We start from the raw sequence: 17,337 nt of genomic DNA, 5'->3' as shown, positions 1-17,337 counted from the left end.
ATGGCCTCAACAACCGACGCTTACGCCGCCACGCCGGCACGCCGCCATGCCCTGCCCCGGATCCGCATCCGCCATGTCGTCATGGTGCTTTATCTCGCCTTCATGCTGATACCGATTTACTGGCTTCTGAAAATGAGCCTGCAAACCAATCGCGAGATCACGGGCGGCTTCACGCTCTGGCCGCAAAACCCGACGCTCGACAATTTCCGCACCATCCTGACGGACCGCAGCTGGTATATCGGCTATGTCAATTCGATCACCTATGTGGTGATGAACACGGTCCTGTCGCTCGCAGTTGCACTGCCTGCCGCCTATGCCTTCTCGCGCTACCGTTTCCTGGGCGACAAACATCTGTTCTTCTGGCTGCTGACGAACCGCATGGCCCCGCCCGCTGTGTTCGCTCTGCCCTTCTTTCAGCTTTATTCCAGTGTCGGCCTCTTCGACACCCATATTGCGGTGGCGCTTGCACATACGCTTTTCAACGTGCCGCTGGCCGTGTGGATTCTGGAAGGGTTCATGCGCGGCGTGCCCAGGGAAATCGACGAAACCGCCTATATCGACGGCTATTCCTTCCCGCGCTTCTTCGTGAAGATCTTCATGCCGCTGATCGCAAGTGGCATCGGCGTGGCGGCGTTTTTCTGCTTCATGTTTTCCTGGGTGGAACTGCTTCTTTCGCGCACGCTGACGGCCGTCAACGCGCAGCCCATCGCCTCGATCATGACACGCACGGTCGGGGCCTCGGGCATCGACTGGGGGGTTCTCGCCGCCGCCGGCGTGCTGACCATCGTTCCGGGGGCGCTCGTGATCTATTTCGTGCGCAACTACATCGCCAAGGGCTTTGCCCTGGGCCGCGTCTGAGAAAGGGCAGGCCATGAACCTCAACTGGATGGCATGGACACAGGCCACGGCAATCTTCTTCATCGTGATTGCCTGCCTTCTGCTGATCTTCACCTTTCTGGGCATCCGCTACCCCGAAACCCCGCGTCGCGGCATCCTGATGATCGAGACGACCCGCGGGGACCGGCTGTTTATCACGCTTCTCGGCTCGGCCTTCATAAACGCGGGCTGGCTGGCACTAAGCGGCCTGCCGCAATGGTGGGCTTTGGGAATTTGCGCACTTTACGCCGCAGCGGTGTTTCGCTGGGTGTAAGGGCGCGCAAATCGCGTGCCCGGACCGGCAGGGGTGGGAGCCTGTGATGGACCGGACACGCGACGACCGAAAATGACAGGTTCAATCCATGGGAGGATGTAGCATGAACCACCTGACAAGAACATCAACCGCGCTGGCTCTGGCGCTCACAGCGATGGGAGCGCCGGCCTTCGCCGATATGGACGCCGCCCGCGCCTTTCTGGACGAACATATCGGGGATATGTCGGTCCTGACGCGGGAAGAGCAGGAAGCCGAACTGCAGTGGTTCATCGATGCCGCCGAACCGCATCGGGGCATGAGCATCAACGTCGTGTCCGAGACAATCACGACCCATGAGTGGGAATCCCGCGTCCTTGCCCCCGCATTCAGCGCGATCACCGGCATCAATGTCACCCATACGCTGATCAGCGAAGGCGATGTGGTCGAGCGGCTGCAAACCCAGTTGCAGACCGGCGAAAACGTCTTTGACATGTATGTCAATGACGCCGACCTGATCGGCACGCATTGGCGCTACCAGCAGACCCGCAACCTGACCGACTGGATGGCGGGTGAGGGCGCTGATTTCACCAATCCCGGGCTGGATCTTGATGATTTCATCGGCACCTCGATGGCCACCGGACCGGATGGCAAGCTTTATCAGTTGCCGGTCCAGCAATTCGCCAATCTCTACTGGTTCCGCCATGACTGGTTCTCGGACCCGGAAATTCAGGCCGAGTTCCGGGAGGAATACGGCTATGATCTGGGCGTTCCGGTCAACTGGTCGGCCTATGAAGATATCGCCGCCTTCTTTACCGGCCGCGAAATCGACGGGGTGACTGTCTATGGTCATATGGATTACGGCCGCCGCGATCCCTCGCTCGGCTGGCGTCACACGGATGCATGGCTCTCGATGGCCGGGGCATCCGACCTTGGCCTGCCGAACGGGGTTCCGGTCGATGAATGGGGCATCCGGGTGGACGAGAACTTTCGTCCGGTCGGATCGTGCATGAACCGTGGTGGCGCCACGAACAGCCCGGCGGCGGTCTACTCGATCCAGAAATACGTGGACTGGCTGAACGACTACGCGCCCGCCGCGGCCGCTGGCATGAACTTCTCTGAATCGGGCCCGGTCCCGGCACAGGGCAACATCGCCCAGCAGGTGTTCTGGTATACGGCCTTCACCGCGGATATGGTCGCACCTGATCTTCCGGTGATGAACGAGGACGGCACACCGAAATGGCGCATGGCCCCCAGCCCGCACGGCGCCTATTGGCAAGAGGGCATGAAAGTGGGCTATCAGGATGCCGGCTCTGCCACGCTTCTGGAATCCACGCCCGTTGACCGTGCGCAGGCCGCCTGGCTCTATGCACAGTTCATCGCCTCGAAAACGGTGGATGTGGCCAAATCGCATTACGGTCTGACCTTCATCCGCGAATCCACGCTTCAGCATGAAAGCTTCACGGAACGCGCGCCGCAGCTGGGGGGGCTGATCGAATTCTACCGCTCGCCCGAACGCGATCTGTGGACAGATACAGGCTTCAACATCCCCGATTACCCGCGTCTGGCGCAACTGTGGTGGCAGAATATCGGGGATGCCTCGTCGGGTCTGCGGTCCGCGCAGGAAGTGATGGATTCGCTCTGCGAGCAGCAGGAGGCCGTGATGGCTCGTCTGGAACGCTCGGGCGTTCAGGGCGATGTCGGCCCGCTCCTGAACGAAATCACGGATGATGAATATTGGCTCTCGCAGCCCGGCGCACCCTGGCCGAAGCTGGACGATGAAAAGGGCGAGCCGATCACCATCGCCTATGAAGAACTGATCCGCCGCTGGACAGAGTAACCTCACTGGTTACCTTCGTGTCGGGGCTGCGTAACGGCGTGGCCCCGGCTGACCTGGGCAAGGCGATGCATGCGCCGCCTTGCCCCCTTCCCGGGATTTCCGGTTTTCCAGTCTGGTTACCCAGAGGAGGCGTCGATGGGCTTTATTCTCGCACTTGATCAGGGCACGACATCCAGCCGCGGGATCGTTTTTGACGCGGATATGATGATCAGGGCTGTGGCGCAGGAGGAATTCCCGCAGCACTATCCGCAATCGGGCTGGGTCGAGCATGACCCCTCGGACCTTTGGGCCACCACAGCCGCCACCGCGCGGGCGGCAATCGAGAAGGCCGGGCTTTCGGCGCGGGAAATCGCCGCCATCGGCATCACCAACCAACGCGAAACCGCGCTGGTCTGGGACCGCAGGACCGGCAGGCCGATCCATAATGCCATTGTCTGGCAGGACCGCCGCACCGCCGATTTCTGCGCGCAGCTTCGCGACAACGGTCATGAGCCAATGATCACCGCGCGCACCGGGCTGCTGGCCGATCCTTATTTCTCGGCGACCAAGCTGAAATACATCCTCGACAAGGTCGATGGCGCGCGCGACCGTGCGAGGCGGGGAGAACTTGCATTTGGAACGGTCGATACCTGGCTGATCTGGAACCTGACCGGCGGGCGCGTGCACGTGACAGACGCGACCAATGCCGCCCGGACCATGCTCTACGACATCCACAAGGGCCGCTGGAGCCAGACCATCTGCGATCTGTTCGATATCCCGCGCGAGATGCTGCCGGAGGTGCGCGATTGCGCCGCCGATTTCGGCGTGACCCGCGGGGACCTGTTCGGGCGCGAAATACCGATCCTTGGCGTGGCGGGTGACCAGCAGGCCGCAACCATCGGGCAGGCCTGTTTCGTGCCCGGCATGCTGAAATCGACTTATGGCACCGGTTGCTTCGCGGTGCTGAACACCGGTGAAACGCCGGTGACCTCCACCAACAAGCTGCTGACCACAATCGCGTATCAGCTGGACGGCAAGCCCACCTATGCGCTGGAGGGCTCGATCTTCATCGCCGGGGCGGTGGTGCAATGGCTGCGCGACGGGATCAAGGTGATCCGCGAAGCCGCCGAGACCCAGGCCCTTGCCGAACAGGCCGATCCGGGCCAGGAATTGATCCTTGTGCCAGCTTTCGTGGGGCTTGGCGCGCCCTACTGGAAGCCCGAAGCGCGCGGCGCGATCTTCGGCATGACGCGCAATTCCGGACCCGCCGAGTTTGCCCGCGCGGCGCTCGAATCCGTGGGCTACCAGACCCGCGATCTGCTGGAGGCGATGCAGTCCGACTGGGTGCGCGAGGGGGCGCAGCCAACGCTGCGCGTCGATGGTGGCATGGCCGCAAATGATTACGCCATGCAATTCCTGTCCGACATCATCGGCGCGCCGGTCGACCGCCCGAAGGTGCTCGAAACCACGGCGCTGGGGGCGGCGTGGCTCGCGGGGATGCGCGCAGGTGTCTGGCCCGGAATGGAAGAGTTCGCCAAGGGCTGGGCCGTCGAACGGCAGTTCACGGCGGCAATGGGCCCGGCAGTCCGGGACGCGCGTTATGCCCGCTGGAAACGCTGTGTCGATGCGGTGCTGGGCGTCTGATGACAGAGCAAAGTTATAACCGTTTGCTTTGCAGCGCGGGAATGACGGGCGATGCGGGCGTCTCTTCGGACGCAGCGTGCCTCCGATGACGATCACGGCCTTCGGTTTCGCCACTGCCGGAACGCTGCGCTTCGGGCGTGGCACGGTCTCTGACGCGATACCTTTCGCCCGTGCGCGGGCAAGCCGCCTTTTGCTCTTGCGCTCACGCTCCGTTGCCGCGGCGGATGACGTGCTGCACGCGCTGCGCCAGGGCGGCGATGTGCTGGACCTGCAGGCCAGCGGCGAACCCGATCTGCCGGGCGTCCAGGCCCATGTGGCAATCGCGCGGGGGTTCGGGCCCGATCTGATCATCGCCATCGGGGGCGGGGCGGTCATCGACCACGGCAAGGCGCTCGCCGCCCTCATCCCCGCACCGCACGATGCGATGCGCTATATGGAAGTGGTGGGCGAAGGCCAGCCGCTGGATGCAGACCCGCTGCCGCTGGTGGCGATCCCCACCACAGCGGGCACCGGAGCCGAAGTCACGCGAAACGCCGTGATACTTGTTCCGGATGCAGCGCGTAAGGTCAGCCTGCGCGACGACAGGCTCTATCCCGCATTGGCGCTGGTTGATCCGGAACTCTGCACGTCCTGCCCGGCACAGGTTACGCTTGCCTCGGGGCTGGATGCGATCACGCAGGTCATTGAGCCGTTCATTTCGTCGCGCGCCAATCCCCTGACCGATGCGTTGTGCCGCGACGCCATTCCCCGAGGGCTCTCGGCATTGCGCAGGCTGCTGGACAAGGGCGATGCGCAGGCATGGGACGACATGACACTCACCAGCGTCTTCGGCGGGATTGCGTTGGCCAACGCAGGGCTGGGGGCGGTGCACGGTTTTGCGGGCGTGATCGGCGGCCAGACCGGCGCGGCACACGGGGCGATCTGTGGCGCGTTGCTGATGCCGGTGCTCAGGGCAAATGCGCGGGCTGCACCAAAGGGTAGCGTCGCGGCTGAGCGGATCGCCTGGGTCATGCAACAAATCGCCGAAGCGTTTGGCAGCGTGCAACAGTTCCAGGACTGGAACTACGGCAAGGGCCTCCGCCGTCTTCAGGAACTTGGCGTCACCACTGAAATGCACCTTGAACTTGCCAGCGAGGCGCTGCGGTCTTCCTCCTACAGGGCAAACCCGGTCGATCTGAAGACGGATGATCTGCTTCAGATCCTGACCGATGGTTAGCATTGACCGTTCTCCGGTCTGGCGCTGGCAGCGGCCATGCCGGGTGGGTGTCATGCCCTTCGATCAGCTTACTGTAGTAACAGTTCATTGCTCGCACGGAGAGCGTGTCCGATTTTCCGACCGGTTCGGAACCGCGGTCAGCCTGTCCGACCGCATTCAAGGCTCGCGGTCCAAACAAGAGAATCAAGGGGTCACATCCAATGAGGGTGCATGTGATTCAGGCCATGGCCATGAAACCTGCGCAGTTCGAAACGGCCGGATCACGGAACGCTCTCAGCGGGTTTTGCTGTCTGGGTGCCGTTTCTGCGCTTTTCAACTGGAACTCCCGCGCCTGCGCTAGGCGCTGCGCCGGAGCCCACCTATAGATCTGACAACGCAGCCATTCGCATCAGGACCATAGGGTCCGCGAAAATAGAACCGAAGGGAGAACCGGAATGAGAGTCTTTATCGTCGGGATCGCGGGCGGCGTCGGTCGTCGTGTCGCAACGCGGCTTGCCACGCATGGAGATCAGGTCGGGGGACTGGTCCGAAGATCCGCCCAGGCCGCGGATCTGGCTGCAAGGGGAATCAACGCAACGCTCGGCGATCTCGTGACGCTTTCTCCCGAGGAACTCGCCGAGATGATCCGCGGCTATGACGCCATCGTCTTTACGGCAGGTGCCGGTGGCGAGGGCGGCCCAGAGACCATCGACCAGATCGACGGCGCAGGCCCCGGCAAGCTTTCGAAGGCAGCCGGGATCGCCGGCATCACCCGGATGGTCCTGGTGTCGGTCTTTCCGGAAGCCTGGCGCGAGCGGCGCATGGACGAGGAGTTCGAACACTACATGGTCGCCAAGAAGCAGGCTGAAGTCGAACTCGTCCTGACTGACCGCGATTGGGTTATCGTCCGTCCCTCAGCCTTGAACGACGCTCCTGGGACCGGCCTGGTGGACCTCGGCCTCGCGAAGGTTCACGAGGAGATCACCCGTGACGACGTGGCCGCGACAGTTGTTGAGGTTCTGCGCCAGCCGGATGTCAACCGTATCATCCTGGAAGTGACTGCAGGTCCGACCCCGATCGCAGAGGCCGTTTCGGCCATGGCCGGGACCGGACGCCCCTAACAACCCGACGGGTCGGTTCGCGCTGCAGGCCATCAGACGATGGCAAACCGGACGGCGACGATTGAAACCCTTCGTCCGACCCAGCCGGATGACGCCGCGATTCATGATGCCAATGGCACTGCGTTGCAATCGTGTGCTTGACACCAGCAACCAGTTCTGGCGAACGAGCCGTTCGCCGTGACCCGATCTTACCCGCACTTCGCGAAGTGCAATGGCAAAAGCCTTGTTGCCCTTCGGTATCCGGCGGGTACCAGGTTCATAAGCTTGTGAAACACTCCGCAAGGAACTGCCTTGAGGAGCACCCGCCTCAAGCGCGACCTGCAGGATCGAAGGATCGGGTGTCCCGCTGGACGCAGGCTGCAGATTGGGGGTGATCGCGAAATCAGCGCCCCGGGCGGCACACCGCCCGGAGGATATCGACCGGCTGCTCAGACACCGTCGATTATGAAAACCCGTGTCTCGCTGCCGGCCTGCCGGTGTCGGCGCGCTCTCTGATAGGCCGGGCTGTGATACCAGGCGCGGGCCGCGTTCATGTCCGGAAAGGCCAGGATCGCTGCCCCTTCGAAATCCGGACCCTCAAGCACGTCCTGAGCCCCGTAGAAGGCGACGGGAGAGACGTCATGTCCCTCCCGCGCCCGTGGTGCCGCTTCACGGTAGCGCGCCATCTCGTCAGGGTCGCTGGTCTCTTCGCGGATCATGACCACATAGGCGGGCATCACGCAGCGCTCCGTGCCTCGAGCGCAGCAATCACCCGCCGCGCGGCCTCGGCCGAGGAGGCGGGGTTCTGGCCGGTGATCAGCAGACCATCCTGCACAACGAAGGAACCCCAGTCATCACCCTTCACAAACTCGGCACCCCTTTCCTTGAGGGTATCCTCGACGAGGTAGGGAACGACCTTGGTCAGGCCCACGCCTTCTTCCTCCGAGTTGGTAAAGCCCGTGACTTTGCGGCCTTTCACGATCGGCGCACCGTCCGCACCCTTCACGTCACGCAGCACACCGGGGGCGTGGCAGACCAGCCCGAGCGGTTTTTCCGCCGCGTTGAAGGCTTGGATCAACGCGATCGAGTTGGCATCCACCGTCAGGTCCCAGAGCGGGCCATGGCCACCCGGATAGAATACCGTATCGTAGTCGTCCGCATTCACCTCGGACAGTTTCACGGTGCTGGCAAGCGCAGCTGTGGCTTCGGCATCGGCCTCGAAGCGGCGGGTATCGTCCGTCTGAAAGTCGGGCGAGTTGCTGACCGGGTCCAGCGGCGGCTGGCCGCCCTTGGGCGACGCCAGCGTAATTTCGGCGCCCGCGTCCCGGAAGGCGAAATAGGGAGCTGCCAGTTCCTCGAGCCAGAAGCCGGTCTTGCGCCCGGTGTCGCCCAGAGTGTCGTGCGAGGTCAGAACGATGAGTACTTTCATGGCTTTATTCCTTTCCAGTGTGTGTGGGCGCTCGGCCCCTCTGTCGGTTGTTTGCGGAGTACCTTGGAGTAAAAAACTTTGACTAAAATACTTTTGCCCGGAAGCCGCCGCGCGCCGGATGAACCAGCGCATGGCGAACCGTCGGAGTGCCTCAGCGTCGTCCTCGGAGCCGTCCGTGGCGGCCGCCGCGCTGACCAAGGACCGAGGCATGCATCCGGGGAGCTCTGAGGCGAAGGCGGCAGACCTTGCATCCTCAATACTGCCTCTGGCTGGCGCGGCCCGTCACGGAAGCCCTGAGCCTAAAGATGGCGGCCCAGAAAGGTCCGGATGAAACCGGCGATCTCCTCAGCATGGGTTTCAAGTGCGAAATGACCCGTATCAAGCAGATGTACCTCCGCGTCCGGAAGGTCACGCTTGTAAGCTTCGGCACCTGCAGGGATGAAGGCAGGATCGTGACGCCCCCAGACCGCGAGCAACGGAGGCTGATGCTGCTGGAAATACGCCTGGAACTCCGGGTAGCGATCCAGATTGCTGCGATAGTCGAGGATCAGATCCAACTGGATTTCCTCGGCGCCGGGACGAGACATCAACGCGATGTCGAGCAGATAGCCGTCCGGGGACAGTCGTTCCGGATTGGTCCCTGTACGGTACTGCCAATTCTCGATTACCGCCGCGGAAAGCGACTCGCGGCAAGCCTCGCGGTTTTCCTTGGTCGGCTCGCGCCAATAAGCTTCCCATGGCCCCCACTCGTCGCTGAACCCCTCGAGATACGCATTTCCGTTCTGGCTAATGATGGCCGCAATGCGATCGGGACGTGCCATTGCCAGCCGGTAGCCAACGGGAGCGCCATAATCGAAAACGTAGATGGCGAACCGGCGCAGCCCGAGAGCGTCAACGAAACCGCCGATAACTTCTGCGAGTGCATCGAACGTGTAGGGAAAGACACCACGCTCCGGCGCCACCGTCTGTCCGAAACCCGGCAGATCCGGGGCGATCACGCGGTAGCTGCCAGCCAGCTTCGGGATGAGGTCGCGAAACATGTGGCTCGAAGATGGAAATCCGTGGAGGAGCAGGATAGCGGGCGCATCATTTCGTCCCGCCTCCCTGTAAAAAAGACTGACCTCTCCGACCTGGCACGTCTTGTAGTTCACAGCCATGTTGCTTCTCCATCAAAAACTCGGCAAGGAACTCCGAGTCGCGACTTACCCAGCAGGGTCAGCGAATGGTGACGGTGTTCCTGTCGTGGCTGATCAACTACTGCGCTAAATCGTTCTCAGGTGCGGCGCATGCCCTGCTGCTATGGTGCCGATCTTGTGTCTTTCCGGCTCCACGGCGGATCGAAGCGCCCCTGTGCCTAAGCCATTTTCCGACGGGGCCAGGCGCCTGTCGAAATGCAGGCGTTTTCGATCGAGGGCGGCGACCTCATCACCGTCTGTCGCGTAGTCTTTAATTCTGAGATGGAGAATACAATGAAATCAATGGTATACCGACGGAGGAGCGCCGGGCATCCGTCTTGCGGCCCCTGGTTCAGGTCTATCTATCCGGGTCCGGCAGCTTGGAGAGCGGGATCCGTGACGCAATCTGGGAGCTCGGCGTAAGCCGGGCGACTATGCGCGACTTGCCCTGCTTCGCGCCTACGAAAAGGAGCCCCGGCTGCTTGCAACCCGGTTGGGGCAGATCGGTGCTGGTAACGGCCAACGGCCGTCGCGTGTTCGAGATGCGCGTTTGTCGGGGGGCAAACTTGCCCGAACCCGCATTGGCGGGCGTTCGACTGGGTCAACGACGTGTTGAAATCTGATGCAGTATTACTGCATTACTGCGGCTTGATCTGCCATGGGGTATGCCGCCATCTGTTCTTCGAGCAGAGGCAGAACTCGGTTGCCATGCTGCGAAGACTGACGGTTTTGGCTGAGCTGGCCCGGCGGGCCCGGGCTCGCCCAGCCACTCGCATCATCTGCAATGCTCATGCGCGGGCCAGGAATGGCAGATGTCTCTGGGCGGCGCCCGTCAGCTTGCGCACCGCGTTCGCTATGGCGGGTGCAGTCATCGGCACACCGATTTCACCGCCGCCGCTCGGCGGCTCGCCCGAGTCGACAAACTGCACCTCCATTTCGGGGATCTCCGAAATCCGGATCGGTTCGTAGTCGTAGAAGTTGCTCTGATCGATCTGCCCTCCGGAGAATGTCGAGCGCTCGCGGAGGACACTCGACAGACCGAACAGTATCCCGCCCTCGACCTGGGCGCGATAGGCCTGTGGATGAATGACGATTCCGGGATCGATGGCGGCCCAGAAGCGATGAACGCGCAACCGGCCGTCTTCGTAGGAGACCTCGGCGACACCTGTGGCAAGCGTCTTCTTGTAGCCCGCGAAGGCGAGGCCGAGCGCGCGCCCTTCGGGCGCGTTGCCGAAGTCGGACATTTCCACGGCCGCGTCGAGGACCGCCAGTGCCCTGGGCGAGGCGGCGAGCAGTCTGCGCCGGTAGCTTACAGGGTCTGAACCGGCGCGCTCTGCAAGCTCATCCAGAAAGCACTCGCGGGCAAAGCAGTTGGGAGCCCAGCCAATGCCGCGCCAGGCCGAAAGCCGCGACTGTCGCGGCACCAGCACATGTTCTGCCTGAAAGGTGCCGAAGGCGTAGTCGGAGCTCTCGGCGCCCTCCATCACCAGAAGGTCGCGGCGCGTCTCGGGGTTCCAGCGATCGGGCATGGCGAACTGGAAGATCGAGGGTGAGGCGACCCGGTGACGCAGCGCCGTGGGATAGCCCTCGGCATCGAGCACGGCGTCCAGGCGATGCACTGTCGCCGGGCGGAGCCAGCCGTTCTTGACGTCGTCTTCGCGGGTCCAGACCACCTTGACTGGCCTTCCCGAGGCGCGAGACAGCAGCAGCGCATCACGCATCTGCTCCCGGGCAAAGACCGTCCGCCGCCCGAAGGCACCGCCCATCTGCGTGGCGTGGAAGCGGATGCGGTCTGGCGTGGTGCCCAGAACGGCGGCCGCGATCATGATCGAGGCGGTCTGGCTTTGCGTGCCAAGCCAGATTTCGGCGCCCATGCCATCGGCATCGACCGAGGCGACGGCGTTCAGCGGCTCCATCTGCGCGTGATAGACATGTTCGGTGGTGTAGCTGCCGGTGACCACGTCGGCGCCGGTGAAATCCACCTTATCGTCTCCGCGGCTTTCCCAGACCACGGCGTCGGCCGACATGTCGTCTGCGGCCTCGGCCAGGGCGATCAGCTCATCGGCGCTGTTGGCGTTGCGGAACGGCGAGGTTTCGGTCCAGCTGACGTCCAGCGCGTCACACCCGGCGAGGGCTGCGGGGAAACTGCGCGCAAGGACGGCCACGGCATGGTCGAGCACGATCACATCCACCACGCCGTCCATCGCGCGTGCCGCCGCGTCCGAGTTCAACGTGGGTGTCTCGCCCTCGACCGGGGGCAGGAGCAGGGCGGCATGGACCATGCCCGGTAGGTCCACGTCGATGGAGTATTCGGTCGCTCCGGTCGTCTTGGCCGGAATGTCCAGTCGCCCGACATCCGTGCCGATGATGGTCCAGTCCGCGCGCGGTTTCAGTACGGCATCAGTCATCTCGCCGCTGGGCCAGGCCGGGTCCGGCAGGGCGGCAACCTCGCCATAGGTCATTGAGGATCCGCTTGGGTCGTGGTGAAGCATGCCGCGCCGCGTCGTGACCTCCTCGGCGGTAACGCCCCAATGCGCGGCCGCGATCTGGATCAGGATCTGGCGTGCCTGCGCCCCGGCTTGCCTCAGATAGGTGAAATATCCCTCTATCGACGAGCTGCCCGCCGCGAAGAGGATGCCACCGGCCATGGGGTTGCCGTAGACGCCCTCGGGATCGGTACTGACCTGCTCGGAGGTGACCCTGGACCAATCGGCATCCAGTTCTTCGGCGACGATCATCGGCAGCGAGGTGCTGACGCCCTGGCCCATCTCGGCAGAGCCGAACTTGATCGTCACGCGGTTGTCGGGCGTGATCGTCACCCATGCGTTCACCTTGCCATCCAGAAGCGGTTGCGCCCCGGCAGCAGAGGGAAGCACCGCCACCCCGCCCGTGGTCAGCAGGGCGAAAGAGAGGGCGCCGGAGCCCATCAGGAAGCCGCGGCGCGTTGCGTTTGGGGTACGAACGGTCATGGGATCATCCTTCCTGAGCAGCGCGTTCGATGGCGCGGATGATGCGGGGATAGGTGCCGCAGCGGCAAAGGTTGGCCGACATCTCGTCGACGATCTCCTGCCGGTTCGGCTGAGGATTGTGCGCCAGCAGCGCGGCCGCCCGCATGATCTGGCCCGACTGGCAATAGCCGCATTGCGGCACCTGCTCGGCGATCCACGCCTGTTGGACCACATGCGTGCCGTCGGCCGACAGCCCTTCGATCGTGGTGATCTCGCTGCCTTCAGCATCGCCAACGGTCATCTGGCAAGAGAAGGTCGCCTGTCCGTCGATATGGACCGTGCAGGCGCCGCACATCCCGGCACCGCAGCCGTAGCGCGTTCCCTTGAGCTTGAGATCGTCTCTCAGCGCCCATAGCAGCGGGGTGTCGGGGCTGGAGTCCACTTCGACCGTTCGGCCGTTCACGTTGAGAGTGACCATGTTGGCTCCTTGTCTTGCATGTTGCTCTGGTGGTTCTGCGATCAGCCGCCGCCGCCGGCATTCTGAAGGAACGAGATGATTGCCGCTCGCTGCGCCGGGTCCGAGATGCGGACGGCCATTGTAGTGCCGGGAACGGTGTCGCGGGGATTTTGAAGGAAGGCGTCCAGCGTCTCTTCGTCCCAGACCAGACCGGCCGCCTGCATCGCGGGGGAATACCGCGCGCCGTCGAGGCTCCCGGCCTCTCGCCCGAAGACACCGGCCAGCGACGGGCCGCTTCCGCGACCTCCGTCCTCGATACTGTGGCAGGTCGCGCAGCGTTGCCGGAACAGCCGCTCGCCTTCCGCGTCCTGCGCCTGAGCGGCTGGCGACGCCAGGACGGTCAGAAGGATGAGGAGGCCGCCTGACTTCGAGGGATGTCCGACCATGGCGGGACGTTGGAAAGTGGTGCGCATCGCAGGATCCTCTCATTGACATGCCGTGGCCGGACGCAGTTCCGGTCGCCGTGCGGGCGGGGATCTGTCCGGGATATTTGCGCATCTCCGGACGGTGCCGCACGCCTGAAGCTGCAAGAAATTTGCCTGAAGCTATGATCCTTGATGGGCCGCCCATCGCCGCTCGCCGCTCTGCCGACAAGGATGGCCATTCTTGATTTGAAAGTTTAGATGGTCTTTTCTACCGGGACTGCGTAGGAATGCTAATCAATGGGCAACGTGCGCCAGAGTGATCTCGAATCCTTCCTTTCCGTTGCCCGCCACGGAAGCTTTCGGGCCGCCGCACAAGAGCGTGGCATGACGGGTTCGGCGCTTAGTCAGAGCGTTCGCGCGCTGGAGGAAGAGCTTCAGGTCCGCCTGTTCAACCGGACCACCCGAAGCGTCGTGCCGACGGAGGCGGGTCACCTGCTCGTCAGCCGACTGACGCCTGCGCTGGCTGATATCAGGACCTGTCTCGATGAGGTTCGCTCGATGGGGGGAACTCCGTCAGGCCGGGTTCGCGTAAATGCACCAGCGCCGGCGCTTGACTGGCTCATCGCCCCCCACCTTCCAGGATTTCTCGAAACCCATCCCGGGATCTCGGTGGAAATCATCGAGGACGCGCGCAATGTGGATATCGTTGCAGAGGGCTATGATGTCGGAATCAGGCTGGGCCTCGAGATGGCGCAGGACATGATCGCTCTGCCTCTTGGGCCGGAACAGGACTACGCGGTCGTCGCCTCTCCGGCGTTTCTGGATCGGGCAGGGCGGCCAGAAACCCCCGAGGATCTGACGAGATTCGATTGCATCCGCCACCGGTTTCCCAGTGGGACAATTTTTCCGTGGCGGTTTCACCGGGAGGGTGAGGATATAGCGATGATCCCCCAGGGGCGCCTGACCGTGAACAACGCCCGCCACGCCGTGTCAGCGGCTGTTGCCGGCATTGGTCTGGCGCGCGTTGCGCTGCCTTATGCGCAGGATGACCTGGCGCAAGGGCACCTTGTCAGGGTGCTGACCGCCTTTGCCCCCAGACTTCCGGCCTGGCACCTCTATTACCCGAGCCGAAGGCATATGCCGCCGGCTCTTCGGGCCTTCATTGATTTCTTCACGCAGGCTGTCCGGCAGAGCCCCGACAAGATGTAGTCAGAGGCCCAATTGGGCGCTGAGGGGACGCAGCGTCATGGCATCCTGTTTGGGCGGACAGCCGAAAAGACGGCTATATTCCCGGCTGAACTGTGAGGGGCTTTCATAGCCCACATCGAAAGCCGCCTTGGTGACATTCGCCGCTTCCATCACCATCAGCCGCCGGGCCTCGATGAGGCGAAGTTGCTTCTGGTACTGCAGCGGTGTCATCGAGGTCAGGGTCTTGAAATGGTGATGGAACGAGGACGGGCTCATGCATGCGACGTCGGCCAGTTCCTCGATCCGGACCGTCCGCCTGAAGTCCCGCCGCAGATGAAAGATCGCGTCGGCAATCCGCTGGGTATGGCTTTCGGCGCGGACCATCTTGGCAACCTCGCCGCCGTTTGGCCCGACAAGAAGCCAATAGTAGAACTCCCGCATGATCGAGGGGTAGAGCACGGGCACGGCCTCCGGCGTTGCGAAGAGCCTGATCAGTCGCGCGACGCAGTCCTGTTGAGCGTCGTTCAGGTGCTCGACGAAAAGGCCTGAACCGTTTACCTCGACCGACGGGGGCCGTCCGAGCGTATCGAGCACGGACTTTATCAGGTCCATGTCGAACTCAATCGTCATGCCGAGGAAAGGCTTCTCCGGGCTGGCCTGCGTCACGCCCCCATACCCCGGGAGCTCAACGCTGATCGCAAGGGCAGTTCCCGCCGGGTAATCCAGGACGGTCTGCGCAACCTCTATCCGCTTGGCCCCCTGCGCGACGATGCAGATCGAGGGCTTGTACATCTTTCGAAACGGCAGCCGCTCCTTCGTGCTGCACATCAGGAACAGGTTTTCAACCGGCGTGCGAGACAGCGCGTCGGGTCCGCCATGCGCGGAAACGTAGCTGGCGAAAGCTTCGGCAAGATCGGTTTTCACGACGGAACTCCGGGGACTTTTCTTGAACAGAGTATGTGTGAACCTTCCGGCGTTGACCAGAGGATTAGAGGTTCAGGCAAGTTTTCCCCCAGATCAGGCAAGCAGGGCAAGTCCCGCGGGCCCATCTTGGGCAAGAACGATCAAGCCGGAGAAATCTTGATGAACGCGCCGCCCCCGGATTCCGAGAGCAGGTCGACGGCAGGCCCCACCGCTCAAACGCGGGGCGTGTCCGCGCTGGCTTTGAACCGGCAGCGCATGGAAGCCGATGACATGCCGCTGCTCCGGGCATCCCGCGAAGACGAGACGGTCTGAATGCGCAATTGTCTTCATCCCCCCTCCGAGCAGGCAATCGACAAGCGCGCCGGGCCGTCCGATTTCGAACGCTTTCTGCGCTCCTGGCGGGCGGCACCGCTGCGGGTGGCGGCGGTCGCCCGGTCAAGCCGGGCGCTGGCGGGTCTCATTACCTCGCAAGTCGAGATGCACCATTCCCCTGTGCCCGAACTCGGGCCGGGAACAGGCGTGTTCACCAGAGCCCTGATCGAGCGCGGCCTCGATCCGGTGGCTCTGACCCTGATCGAGTTGCACGCCAAGTTCGCCTCGTTGCTCAGGGCGCGGTTTTCGCAGGCGTGGGTCTTGCAGATGAGCGCGGCACCGCTGCGGGGACAACAACTCTTCGGTGGCCGCTGGGCCGGTGCGGCCGTCAGCGGTCTGGGTCTGCTGTCGATGTCGCTTCATCTGGTGATGTCGATCCTGAAGGGGACCTTCGGTCATCTGCGGCCAGACGCAGCTTTCCATCAGTTCACCTTTGGTCCGCGACGCCCGGTTCCACGGCCGATCCTCGACCGGCTTGGTCTGGTGGCGGAGCGCATCGGTGACACTCTGTCGAACCTGCCCCGCGCAATGTCCATCAAATCAGCCGCATAGATCGCTGATCCCAATGTCTCACTTCTTAGTATGGATACTAAACGAATGACCAAATGGACGACGAAAGATATCTCCGACCTTTCCGGCCGCTCGATGATCGTCACCGGCACGGGCGGGATCGGCTTCGAGACCGCCCTGGCGCTTGCCAATGCCGGCGCGGAAGTCATCGTGGCCGGCAGGAATCCGGCCAGCGGCGCGGAAGCGATTAAACGCCTGCGGACCATAGTGCCTTCGGCGCAGGTCGCGTTCGAGCAACTCGATCTTGCAGACCTGAGATCCATTGCGGCCTTCGGCGAACGGCTGAGCGCCACCCGGGAGAGCCTCGACGTTCTCATCAACAATGCCGGCGTCATGGCACCTCCGACAAAACGCCTCACGTCGGATGGATTCGAGTTGCAGTTCGGCACCAACTTCCTCGGGCATTTTGCCTTGACCGGGCATCTTCTTCCCTTGTTGCGGAAAGGAACGCGGCCGCGCGTCGTATCGCTGGGAAGCATCGCGGCAAATAGCGGTACCATTGACTTCGAGAACCTCAACGCCGAACGCGCCTACAAGCCGATGGTGAACTACAGCCAGTCCAAACTCGCCTGCATCATGTTCGCTTTCGAACTGCAGCGGCGCAGCGATGCGGCAGGCTGGGGGATCGACAGCATCGCCGCGCATCCTGGTGTTTCACGCAGCGATCTTATCCCGAACTCCGCAGGTCGCTGGGAGGTCAGCAGGCTCATTCGAACTTGCCTGCCATTTCTGTTCCAACCTGTTGCCCAAGGCGCCTTGCCCAGCCTCTATGCGGCCACATCCCCGGACGCGCAGCCCGGTGGCTATTACGGTCCCGACCGGCTTGCAGAGACAAGGGGGCACCCGGCGCCCGCGAAAATCGTCGCCAGAGCGAAGGAGAAAGATGTAGCGGCGCGTCTTTGGAGCGAAGCGGAGAGGTTGGCGGGCCTGTCGTTCAACGAGTTCGCGTGAAGCCATCGCGATCC

16 protein-coding genes are annotated in these 17,337 nt (G+C 63.0%); 9 read left to right on the top strand and 7 right to left on the bottom strand.

Annotated features, from left to right (window positions below; all coding sequences use genetic code 11):
• The 6 genes from ACFSGJ_RS02745 (at position 1) to ACFSGJ_RS02720 (ending at position 6,905) form a co-directional block, all read left to right on the top strand.
• Positions 1-858, top strand: a complete 858-nt coding sequence (locus ACFSGJ_RS02745) for a carbohydrate ABC transporter permease (RefSeq protein ID WP_390259279.1) — start codon at positions 1-3, stop codon at positions 856-858.
• A gap of 13 nt (positions 859-871) precedes the next feature.
• Complete coding sequence (locus tag ACFSGJ_RS02740; protein ID WP_390259277.1) at positions 872-1,150, top strand: DUF2160 domain-containing protein; 279 nt, start codon at positions 872-874, stop codon at positions 1,148-1,150.
• 103 nt (positions 1,151-1,253) lie between these two features.
• Positions 1,254-2,966 carry an ABC transporter substrate-binding protein gene (locus ACFSGJ_RS02735; RefSeq protein WP_390259274.1) on the top strand — a complete coding sequence of 571 codons (1,713 nt, stop codon included), beginning with the start codon at positions 1,254-1,256 and terminating at the stop codon, positions 2,964-2,966.
• A 135-nt stretch (positions 2,967-3,101) separates the two neighbouring features.
• Positions 3,102-4,589 (top strand): glycerol kinase GlpK, encoded by a 1,488-nt coding sequence (gene glpK, locus ACFSGJ_RS02730; RefSeq protein WP_390259272.1) that lies wholly within the window; start codon positions 3,102-3,104, stop codon positions 4,587-4,589.
• Between the two features lie 91 nt (positions 4,590-4,680).
• Complete coding sequence (locus tag ACFSGJ_RS02725) at positions 4,681-5,805, top strand: iron-containing alcohol dehydrogenase (RefSeq protein ID WP_390259614.1); 1,125 nt, start codon at positions 4,681-4,683, stop codon at positions 5,803-5,805.
• 434 nt (positions 5,806-6,239) lie between these two features.
• Positions 6,240-6,905 (top strand): NAD(P)H-binding protein, encoded by a 666-nt coding sequence (locus ACFSGJ_RS02720; RefSeq protein WP_390259270.1) that lies wholly within the window; start codon positions 6,240-6,242, stop codon positions 6,903-6,905.
• Positions 6,906-7,333: 428 nt separating this feature from the next.
• On the opposite strand, the gene ACFSGJ_RS02715 is transcribed toward ACFSGJ_RS02720, so the two are convergent.
• The 6 genes from ACFSGJ_RS02715 to ACFSGJ_RS02690 form a co-directional block, all read right to left on the bottom strand.
• A complete protein-coding gene (locus ACFSGJ_RS02715; RefSeq protein ID WP_390259268.1) occupies positions 7,334-7,621 on the bottom strand; it encodes a DUF1330 domain-containing protein in 288 nt (95 codons plus the stop codon).
• Positions 7,621-8,313, bottom strand: a complete 693-nt coding sequence (locus ACFSGJ_RS02710) for a type 1 glutamine amidotransferase domain-containing protein (RefSeq protein WP_390259265.1) — start codon at positions 8,311-8,313, stop codon at positions 7,621-7,623. Before ACFSGJ_RS02710 ends, ACFSGJ_RS02715 begins: the two co-directional genes overlap by 1 nt.
• A 299-nt stretch (positions 8,314-8,612) precedes the next feature.
• Complete coding sequence (locus tag ACFSGJ_RS02705; protein ID WP_390259263.1) at positions 8,613-9,470, bottom strand: alpha/beta fold hydrolase; 858 nt, start codon at positions 9,468-9,470, stop codon at positions 8,613-8,615.
• A gap of 806 nt (positions 9,471-10,276) precedes the next feature.
• The gene (locus tag ACFSGJ_RS02700) at positions 10,277-12,457 is read right to left on the bottom strand and encodes a xanthine dehydrogenase family protein molybdopterin-binding subunit (protein ID WP_390259261.1); all 2,181 of its coding nucleotides are present in this window, start codon (positions 12,455-12,457) and stop codon (positions 10,277-10,279) included.
• A gap of 4 nt (positions 12,458-12,461) precedes the next feature.
• Positions 12,462-12,914, bottom strand: a complete 453-nt coding sequence (locus tag ACFSGJ_RS02695; RefSeq protein WP_390259258.1) for a (2Fe-2S)-binding protein — start codon at positions 12,912-12,914, stop codon at positions 12,462-12,464.
• A gap of 41 nt (positions 12,915-12,955) precedes the next feature.
• On the bottom strand, positions 12,956-13,366 hold the full coding sequence (locus ACFSGJ_RS02690; protein ID WP_390259256.1) for a c-type cytochrome: 411 nt from the start codon (positions 13,364-13,366) through the stop codon (positions 12,956-12,958).
• Between the two features lie 249 nt (positions 13,367-13,615).
• Between ACFSGJ_RS02690 and ACFSGJ_RS02685 the strand changes: the two genes are divergently transcribed.
• Positions 13,616-14,527, top strand: a complete 912-nt coding sequence (locus tag ACFSGJ_RS02685) for a LysR family transcriptional regulator (protein WP_390259254.1) — start codon at positions 13,616-13,618, stop codon at positions 14,525-14,527.
• On the opposite strand, the gene ACFSGJ_RS02680 is transcribed toward ACFSGJ_RS02685, so the two are convergent.
• The gene (locus ACFSGJ_RS02680) at positions 14,528-15,430 is read right to left on the bottom strand and encodes an AraC family transcriptional regulator (protein WP_390259252.1); all 903 of its coding nucleotides are present in this window, start codon (positions 15,428-15,430) and stop codon (positions 14,528-14,530) included.
• Positions 15,431-15,742: 312 nt separating this feature from the next.
• Between ACFSGJ_RS02680 and ACFSGJ_RS02675 the strand changes: the two genes are divergently transcribed.
• The gene (locus tag ACFSGJ_RS02675; protein WP_390259250.1) at positions 15,743-16,354 is read left to right on the top strand and encodes a class I SAM-dependent methyltransferase; all 612 of its coding nucleotides are present in this window, start codon (positions 15,743-15,745) and stop codon (positions 16,352-16,354) included.
• 45 nt (positions 16,355-16,399) lie between these two features.
• Positions 16,400-17,323: an SDR family oxidoreductase gene (locus tag ACFSGJ_RS02670; protein ID WP_390259248.1), complete on the top strand. Its 924-nt coding sequence runs from the start codon at positions 16,400-16,402 to the stop codon at positions 17,321-17,323.
• Positions 17,324-17,337: the final 14 nt, after the last annotated feature.

This window comes from Halodurantibacterium flavum (assembly GCF_042681825.1).
Classification (GTDB): domain Bacteria; phylum Pseudomonadota; class Alphaproteobacteria; order Rhodobacterales; family Rhodobacteraceae; genus Halodurantibacterium; species Halodurantibacterium flavum.
This window is presented reverse-complemented; position numbering and strand designations above follow the sequence as displayed.

Bases quoted from the DNA above. Each gene is read 5' to 3' on its own strand.
- ACFSGJ_RS02735 (WP_390259274.1), top strand. From the start codon at position 1,254: ATGAACCACCTGACAAGAACATCAACCGCGCTGGCTCTGGCGCTCACA.
- ACFSGJ_RS02720 (WP_390259270.1), top strand. From the start codon at position 6,240: ATGAGAGTCTTTATCGTCGGGATCGCGGGCGGCGTCGGTCGTCGTGTC.
- ACFSGJ_RS02670 (WP_390259248.1), top strand. From the start codon at position 16,400: ATGACCAAATGGACGACGAAAGATATCTCCGACCTTTCCGGCCGCTCG.
- ACFSGJ_RS02675 (WP_390259250.1), top strand. From the start codon at position 15,743: ATGCGCAATTGTCTTCATCCCCCCTCCGAGCAGGCAATCGACAAGCGC.
- ACFSGJ_RS02705 (WP_390259263.1), bottom strand. From the start codon at position 9,470: ATGGCTGTGAACTACAAGACGTGCCAGGTCGGAGAGGTCAGTCTTTTT.
- ACFSGJ_RS02710 (WP_390259265.1), bottom strand. From the start codon at position 8,313: ATGAAAGTACTCATCGTTCTGACCTCGCACGACACTCTGGGCGACACC.
- ACFSGJ_RS02745 (WP_390259279.1), top strand. From the start codon at position 1: ATGGCCTCAACAACCGACGCTTACGCCGCCACGCCGGCACGCCGCCAT.
- ACFSGJ_RS02715 (WP_390259268.1), bottom strand. From the start codon at position 7,621: ATGCCCGCCTATGTGGTCATGATCCGCGAAGAGACCAGCGACCCTGAC.
- ACFSGJ_RS02740 (WP_390259277.1), top strand. From the start codon at position 872: ATGAACCTCAACTGGATGGCATGGACACAGGCCACGGCAATCTTCTTC.
- ACFSGJ_RS02690 (WP_390259256.1), bottom strand. From the start codon at position 13,366: ATGCGCACCACTTTCCAACGTCCCGCCATGGTCGGACATCCCTCGAAG.
- ACFSGJ_RS02695 (WP_390259258.1), bottom strand. From the start codon at position 12,914: ATGGTCACTCTCAACGTGAACGGCCGAACGGTCGAAGTGGACTCCAGC.
- ACFSGJ_RS02685 (WP_390259254.1), top strand. From the start codon at position 13,616: ATGGGCAACGTGCGCCAGAGTGATCTCGAATCCTTCCTTTCCGTTGCC.
- glpK (WP_390259272.1), top strand. From the start codon at position 3,102: ATGGGCTTTATTCTCGCACTTGATCAGGGCACGACATCCAGCCGCGGG.
- ACFSGJ_RS02700 (WP_390259261.1), bottom strand. From the start codon at position 12,457: ATGACCGTTCGTACCCCAAACGCAACGCGCCGCGGCTTCCTGATGGGC.